This window comes from Anaerotignum lactatifermentans DSM 14214 (assembly GCF_900142265.1).
GTDB classification, from domain to species: Bacteria; Bacillota; Clostridia; order Lachnospirales; family Anaerotignaceae; genus Anaerotignum; species Anaerotignum lactatifermentans.
Genome location: NZ_FRAH01000050.1, coordinates 21,418 through 27,440, shown reverse-complemented (window position 1 = coordinate 27,440; position 6,023 = coordinate 21,418). Strand labels below are relative to the sequence as shown.

Sequence of the window (6,023 nt, the reverse complement as noted above, 5' to 3'; positions counted from 1 at the left end):
ACGATGCTTTTTGCTTAAGCTTTAATCTCACCCGCAGAGCGGGCGGTTGTTAAAGGCTGCTTTGCAGCCTTCAGCACTAAAGTAATAATAAAAAAGACATGATACCCGTCAAAACAGGCATCATGTCTATGATATTTACAAAAATCAGTCTTTGGGGCAGATCGCAATACATCTTGCAGTAAAGCCAGCCGCATTTTTCGCTTTGGGGAAACCGCAGAAAATCAGAGAACCTACAGGAGGCACTTCAGACAGGTTATTCATCAGTTCCACCTGATAACGATTCTGTTCTAATACATAGATTTCGCACAGGAAACCTTTTTCTCTTGCATTGGTCGCAGAGTCTGTATCAGCAGGTTCATGACCGATGGCTGCAATATTGCGTGTTTCCACCAGATATTTCAGCGCTTCCATGCTCCAGCCGGGATAATGACGGTTGCCTTCGTCATCATAGTTGTTCATATCTTCCCGTTTGGACCAGTCTGTACGCACTGCCACAAAGGAACCTGCAGGAATTTCACCATAAGTCTTTTCCCATTCCTGAATGTCTTCAACTGTTGTCACATAGTCCCAGTTGTCCGCTACTTTTGCAGATACATCAATGACGCACAAAGGCAGGATCATTTCTTCCACAGCAATATCCTGCAATTCTCTGCCGCCAGGAATGAAATGTACAGGCGCGTCTACATGGGTACCATACTGGCTTACCAGACGGAATTCATGGGTACGGAATCCAACAGGGTAATCAAACAGACGCAGTACATCCATAGCAGGAAAACCAGCCCAGTGCGGTGTTTCCGGAGAAAGTTCATGTGTCAAATCCACAAATCTGTAATTTTCTTTCCAATCTGCGTACTGCTCCCACAATTTCTTGTTCATCTTTCATCTTCCCTTCTGCGTTTTATATGCTCCATTGTCAGTAAAAAACAGTGGTCTTGTCCCAGACAATCCTCTTTCTTTTAATATTCCCCATGTAATGGAAATTCCCTCTTTTTTCCCGATTGAATTCTTTATTTTTTCTTCTGCAAATCCTCCTTCATGTTCTGTATATGCCTGTACTATCACCCGCATATCAATTATCCTTAAATTCTATAGCAATATCTCGCTAACACAAAATCCATAAAAATTCGCACCTATCCGTATGGACTTTTCTGTTCCTGACGCATCCAGCATGTTTTTCCCTCTAAAGATAAGATTTATCAGGCAGCAAAATAAGCGCAACAATTCATTAGAAAAATACATAAGCAACAAAGTTGGTCTGCTATTTATGCTTCCTTTTACATACTTATCTATCACTGGCATGCATACCTTTTCCATTTCCCCTACCATATTGATTTCCATTTCCTTGATGCAAGCCATTTTCATTTTGCATATTTCCATCTTTCACAGACAAAAATAACTCTCGGATTTCTCGCATAGACATCTGATTCAGTTCCTCTGGCGTAATCTGAGAATCATACAGGGAAATTTCTTTATACCACCGATACCTTCCATAAGACAATCCCAAAGCATGTGCCTCGGAAACATCTTCGGAATCCAAGCAGTAACAATAGGTATTTTTCTGTTTTCCCGTACAGTTTTTCACATAGTCAAGAATTTCTGCCCCCTGTTTTTCTTCTGTCTGCACAACTGCTATGGAAAGCATTTCATCTTCTTGAAGATAATCCTGCATCCATTGGGCTTCCAGTACTTCAGAAAGGGCAGATTCATAATCTTTATACAACACATCCAGTGATGCTGCCAATTCTTGTCCATCCTCATTATAGCCTTCTACGCCAATGATTTGATCGAAACGATTCACATCTAGCTCGATGGAAGGATTCACATCAATGCTGATCACAGCCGTAGGTGTAAAATAAAGATATTTACCCATGAAAATGATGCAGCACAACGCAAAAGAAGCAAGAAGCCCATAGCTATAAATACGCTTTGTTGCAAAAGGCTTTCTTACCTGCTTCCCATATGCTTTTTCCAATACAGCCTTTTTCGTTGTATCTTTCAATGCATCATCAGCACAAATCTGCCCAAATGCTTTTTGAATCTTATTCTGCATCATATTCACCTCCCAGCTCTTTTTTCAGCATTTGTCTGGCTCTTTGCATATATGTATAAACGGTATTTACATTTTTTCCCAAAATCTCACTGATTTCTGGAGCTGTATAACCTTCATAATAATGTAAGTAAATGATCTTACGATATTTTTCAGGCAATCGTAGAACTGCTTCAATAACTGCCGTATCCTCTTCAGAAACTTCAGCTGCAATTTGTTCATGCATTTCAGTAAGATCAACGGTACGATTGTAAAAAAGCTTTTTAACAAATCTTTGCAGGCATTGATAGTAACCCGAATAAACCAAGCCTTTTCATGGGCATCATTTTCAAACACAACGGAGCTAAGGACATACTTCAAGAATACCCCTTGAAATATGTCCTCCGTATCTGCGTGATTTTTTAGATGAATCAAGCAAATTCTTTTTATCATATCCGAATACAACGCAATTACTCGATTCAATTCATCTTCGCTCCGCATAAAAAATACCTGCCTTTACCAGTTATGTCCCATTCTTCTGCCCATACAGCCTTTGTAAAAACCAGCACTGCTTCGGTTGTCACATACGCCGTCGCCATTCATATCCACAAACCACTGACCATTGCCGCCTATTTCGTAGTTATCGCAGATGCCGTTTCTGTCAACATCCACAAAGTTTCGACTGTTCAGAAAAGCCGGTTCTGCCGCATAAACACTTACAGTTCCCATGGACAACACACCTACTGCCACCAACATACCGATTACCATTTTTTTCATATGAAACGCCTCCATTCTTCTATTTTCAATTATAATACGAATGAAGAAGACGAATCCATTCAAACTATAGAAAAATTTTTTAAGGGCAGCCAAAAGCAACTTCCCCTTAAGAAAACATTGATTTTCCTTTTCCTTGATTTCTTAAGGGGAATTGCGACGGCTGTCTTCATAAGAAAACATAACAAATAAAATCTTAATAAAATAAGAAAGCCAAAATCCTTTGTTATGATAAGGATTTTGGCTTTCTTTGTTTTCTTATGAAGATGCCCCTAAAGACTGCCCTCTTTTTTATGCTGCCGCTTCCAGCATGTTCTCAATAAAGATACCATATCCCCTTGTAGGGTCATTGACAAACACATGGGTCACCGCGCCTACCAGTTTCCCATTCTGCAAAATAGGACTGCCACTCATGCCTTGGACAATGCCCCCTGTTTTCGAAAGCAAATCAGGATCGGTCACATGGATGACCATACCTTTGCTGCTTTCTTTTCCAAAACGGTGTACCTGCTCGATTTCCACATCATAGGCTCTTACCTCATCTCCTGCAATATTAGAAAGAATCTGTGCCTTTCCTTCCTGAATTTCATCCTGCAGGGCAATGGGATAACTTTCACCGGTAAAGGCAGAGGTATCCGCAGTACCATAGATACCTACTTCCGTATTTTTTTCAATATCCCCTAGCACTTCATCCGCCTCAATGATGCCGTTCAGTTCCCCCGGTTCGCCTTTTTGTCCCTTCACGATTTCTGTCAAATGGGAAGATGTGATATGCCCCTGTTTCAAGGACATCAAACCGCCTGTATCCACATCATAGATACCATGACCCAGCGCACCAAAACGGTCTGTGGTTTCATCAAAAAAAGTCACAGTGCCAATGCCCTGAATGCTGTCCCGAATCCAGATACCCAATTTATAGGCACCATCCGCGGGACTATATACAGGTGTCACCTCTGCTTTTTGCTCCACACCATCCCGCGTAAAAACCACCTGTACAGGCGTACCGTCATGGCTGCCTACTGCCTCCAGAAAAGCTTCTTTGTTGGGCATTGCTTTGCCATCCACAGACTGAATCAAATCTCCTGTTTGCAGGATACCTTTGCATGGCTCCGTTTTGTTTCCTTCCGCATCCTCCACAAAACCGGTTCCCAACACTAGCAAGCCATCTGTGTCCATCTGTACACCAACAGTGCGTCCGCATGGAATGAGTTTCGTATCTGGCAGTATATTGGCAGACACGGTCTTCACAGGCACTTTATCAAAAAGATAAAAGGTCACTTCCGTATTACCTGCCTCATGTGCCTCCGCAGACACTTCCGTACCTAAGGACAAATGGAAATTATCCGCCGTAGGCTTTGCCGAAATGCCCAACACCTCCACACTTTCTTCTGTTTTCACAGAAACGGGCAGACGCAGATTATAAGCCGTTGTCCGCCCTGCCATCAGTGTCATATCGTCCGGCAGCAAAAAGCGTATAAGTCCCCAGCAAAAGAGAACCGCTGCCACAACCCAAAGCGTCAGGCATTTCCATCGGCATTTTCCTGTATTTCCTTCCATAAAAAGCCTCCCGCATTGTTTTTTTGAAACAAGCTTGTTTCTTTTTTATGATTGCCAGTCAAAAGCATCCTATACAGGGAAAGAAAATACAGACGAGCAGAAAGCAAATTTTTAGACACATGGAAATTTTTGCAAAAAAAGAGAAAGCCCTAAGCAAATTTTTCTTAAGAAAACATTGGGTTTTCTGGATTTCTTAAGAAGAATTGCGACAGCTGGCTTCAGCAGAAATATATCCGACAAAATCCTATAAAAAAGAAAGCCAGAATCCTCTATATCTAAGGATTCCAGCTTTCTCTATTCTTTATGAAGATGCCCTAAAAGGGCACTCTCCATGAGTTTAAAATATCTTATTTCAGGTTGAAGAATGCATCCAGACCCAGGTACTGAGCTGTTTCGTCCAATTCTTCTTCGATACGCAGCAGCTGGTTGTATTTTGCAACACGGTCTGTTCTTGCAGGAGCACCTGTTTTGATCTGACCAGCGTTTACAGCAACTACGATATCAGCGATTGTAGCGTCTTCTGTTTCACCACTTCTGTGGGATACAACTGCTGTCATTTTGTTTCTGTTAGCCAGCTGAATTGCGTTGAATGTTTCTGTCAGTGTACCGATCTGGTTTACTTTGATCAGGATTGCGTTACCAGCTTTCAGGTCGATACCTTTCTGCAGTCTTTCTGTGTTTGTTACAAACAGGTCGTCACCAACCAGCTGTACTTTGTCACCCAGTTCTTTTGTCAGCAGCTGCCAGCCTTCCCAGTCTTCTTCAGCCAGACCGTCTTCGATGGAGATGATGGGGTATTTTTCAACCAGTGCTTTCCAGAATTCCACCATTTCTGCGGAAGTACGAACGATTTCTTTGCCAGCCATTTTGCTTTCGCCGGGGAAGTGGTATTTGCCGTCTTTTTCATCATACAGTTCTGTGGAAGCAGGGTCCAGAGCGATTTTGATGTCTTCGCCCCATTTGTAACCAGCAGCTTCAACAGCTTCTTTGATCAGGTCGATAACAGCGTCTGCTGTGGGCAGGTCAGGTGCGAAGCCGCCTTCGTCACCAACAGCTGTGGACAGACCTTTGTTTTTCAGAACTTTTTTCAGCATGTGGTAGATTTCTGCACACATACGCAGAGCTTCTTTGAAGGAAGAAGCGCCAACGGGCATGATCATGAATTCCTGTACGTCAACGGTGTTGTCAGCGTGTTTACCACCGTTCATGATGTTCATCATGGGAACGGGCATTGTTTTTGCATTGAAGCCGCCCAGGTACTGGTACAGAGGCATATCCAGAGCTTCTGCTGCTGCTTTTGCAACTGCCATGGAAACGCCCAGGATTGCGTTTGCGCCCAGTTTTGCTTTGTTGGGTGTGCCGTCCAGTTCCAGCATCAGGTTATCGATAGCAACCTGATCCAAAGCGTTCATACCGATGATTTCGTCAGCGATGATGTTGTTTACGTTGTCAACTGCATCCTGTACGCCTGTGCCGTTGTATCTGTCGCCGCCGTCACGCAGTTCTACAGCTTCGAAAGCACCTGTGGAAGCACCGCTTGGAACAGCTGCACGACCGATAACGCTGTCGTCAACAACAACTTCTACTTCTACTGTAGGATTGCCTCTGGAATCCAGAATCTCTCTTGCATAAACGTCTGTAATTTCGTAATAGCCTTTCATGTGTT

At 43.0% G+C, this 6,023-nt stretch carries 7 protein-coding genes and 1 pseudogene; all 8 read right to left on the bottom strand.

Going from position 1 to position 6,023, the window contains the following annotated elements:
• Positions 1–144: 144 nt before the first annotated feature.
• Complete coding sequence (locus tag BUB35_RS12600) at positions 145–876, bottom strand: cyclase family protein (protein WP_072852279.1); 732 nt, start codon at positions 874–876, stop codon at positions 145–147.
• A 3-nt stretch (positions 877–879) separates the two neighbouring features.
• Entirely contained in the window at positions 880–1,068 is a 189-nt protein-coding gene (locus BUB35_RS12595) for a hypothetical protein (RefSeq protein ID WP_072852277.1), read from the bottom strand.
• A 214-nt stretch (positions 1,069–1,282) separates the two neighbouring features.
• The gene (locus BUB35_RS12590) at positions 1,283–2,053 is read right to left on the bottom strand and encodes an anti-sigma-I factor RsgI family protein (protein WP_143158991.1); all 771 of its coding nucleotides are present in this window, start codon (positions 2,051–2,053) and stop codon (positions 1,283–1,285) included.
• Positions 2,040–2,354, bottom strand: coding sequence for an RNA polymerase sigma factor (locus tag BUB35_RS19970; protein WP_330391192.1), 315 nt, complete (start codon positions 2,352–2,354; stop codon positions 2,040–2,042). Before BUB35_RS19970 ends, BUB35_RS12590 begins: the two co-directional genes overlap by 14 nt.
• A 14-nt stretch (positions 2,355–2,368) precedes the next feature.
• Positions 2,369–2,479, bottom strand: a pseudogene (locus BUB35_RS20140) (hypothetical protein); the annotation flags it as partial.
• Between the two features lie 63 nt (positions 2,480–2,542).
• Positions 2,543–2,803 (bottom strand): hypothetical protein, encoded by a 261-nt coding sequence (locus BUB35_RS12580; protein ID WP_072852273.1) that lies wholly within the window; start codon positions 2,801–2,803, stop codon positions 2,543–2,545.
• 288 nt (positions 2,804–3,091) lie between these two features.
• Positions 3,092–4,357 carry a SpoIVB peptidase gene (gene spoIVB / locus BUB35_RS12575; protein WP_072852272.1) on the bottom strand — a complete coding sequence of 422 codons (1,266 nt, stop codon included), beginning with the start codon at positions 4,355–4,357 and terminating at the stop codon, positions 3,092–3,094.
• A gap of 347 nt (positions 4,358–4,704) precedes the next feature.
• Positions 4,705–6,018 (bottom strand): phosphopyruvate hydratase, encoded by a 1,314-nt coding sequence (gene eno / locus BUB35_RS12570; protein ID WP_072852271.1) that lies wholly within the window; start codon positions 6,016–6,018, stop codon positions 4,705–4,707.
• Positions 6,019–6,023 lie beyond the last annotated feature (5 nt).

Excerpts from the sequence above, each read along its gene's own strand:
- BUB35_RS12600 (WP_072852279.1), bottom strand. The coding sequence starts at position 876 with ATGAACAAGAAATTGTGGGAGCAGTACGCAGATTGGAAAGAAAATTAC.
- BUB35_RS12595 (WP_072852277.1), bottom strand. The coding sequence starts at position 1,068 with ATGCGGGTGATAGTACAGGCATATACAGAACATGAAGGAGGATTTGCA.
- BUB35_RS12590 (WP_143158991.1), bottom strand. The coding sequence starts at position 2,053 with ATGATGCAGAATAAGATTCAAAAAGCATTTGGGCAGATTTGTGCTGAT.
- BUB35_RS12580 (WP_072852273.1), bottom strand. The coding sequence starts at position 2,803 with ATGAAAAAAATGGTAATCGGTATGTTGGTGGCAGTAGGTGTGTTGTCC.
- spoIVB (WP_072852272.1), bottom strand. The coding sequence starts at position 4,357 with ATGGAAGGAAATACAGGAAAATGCCGATGGAAATGCCTGACGCTTTGG.
- eno (WP_072852271.1), bottom strand. The coding sequence starts at position 6,018 with ATGAAAGGCTATTACGAAATTACAGACGTTTATGCAAGAGAGATTCTG.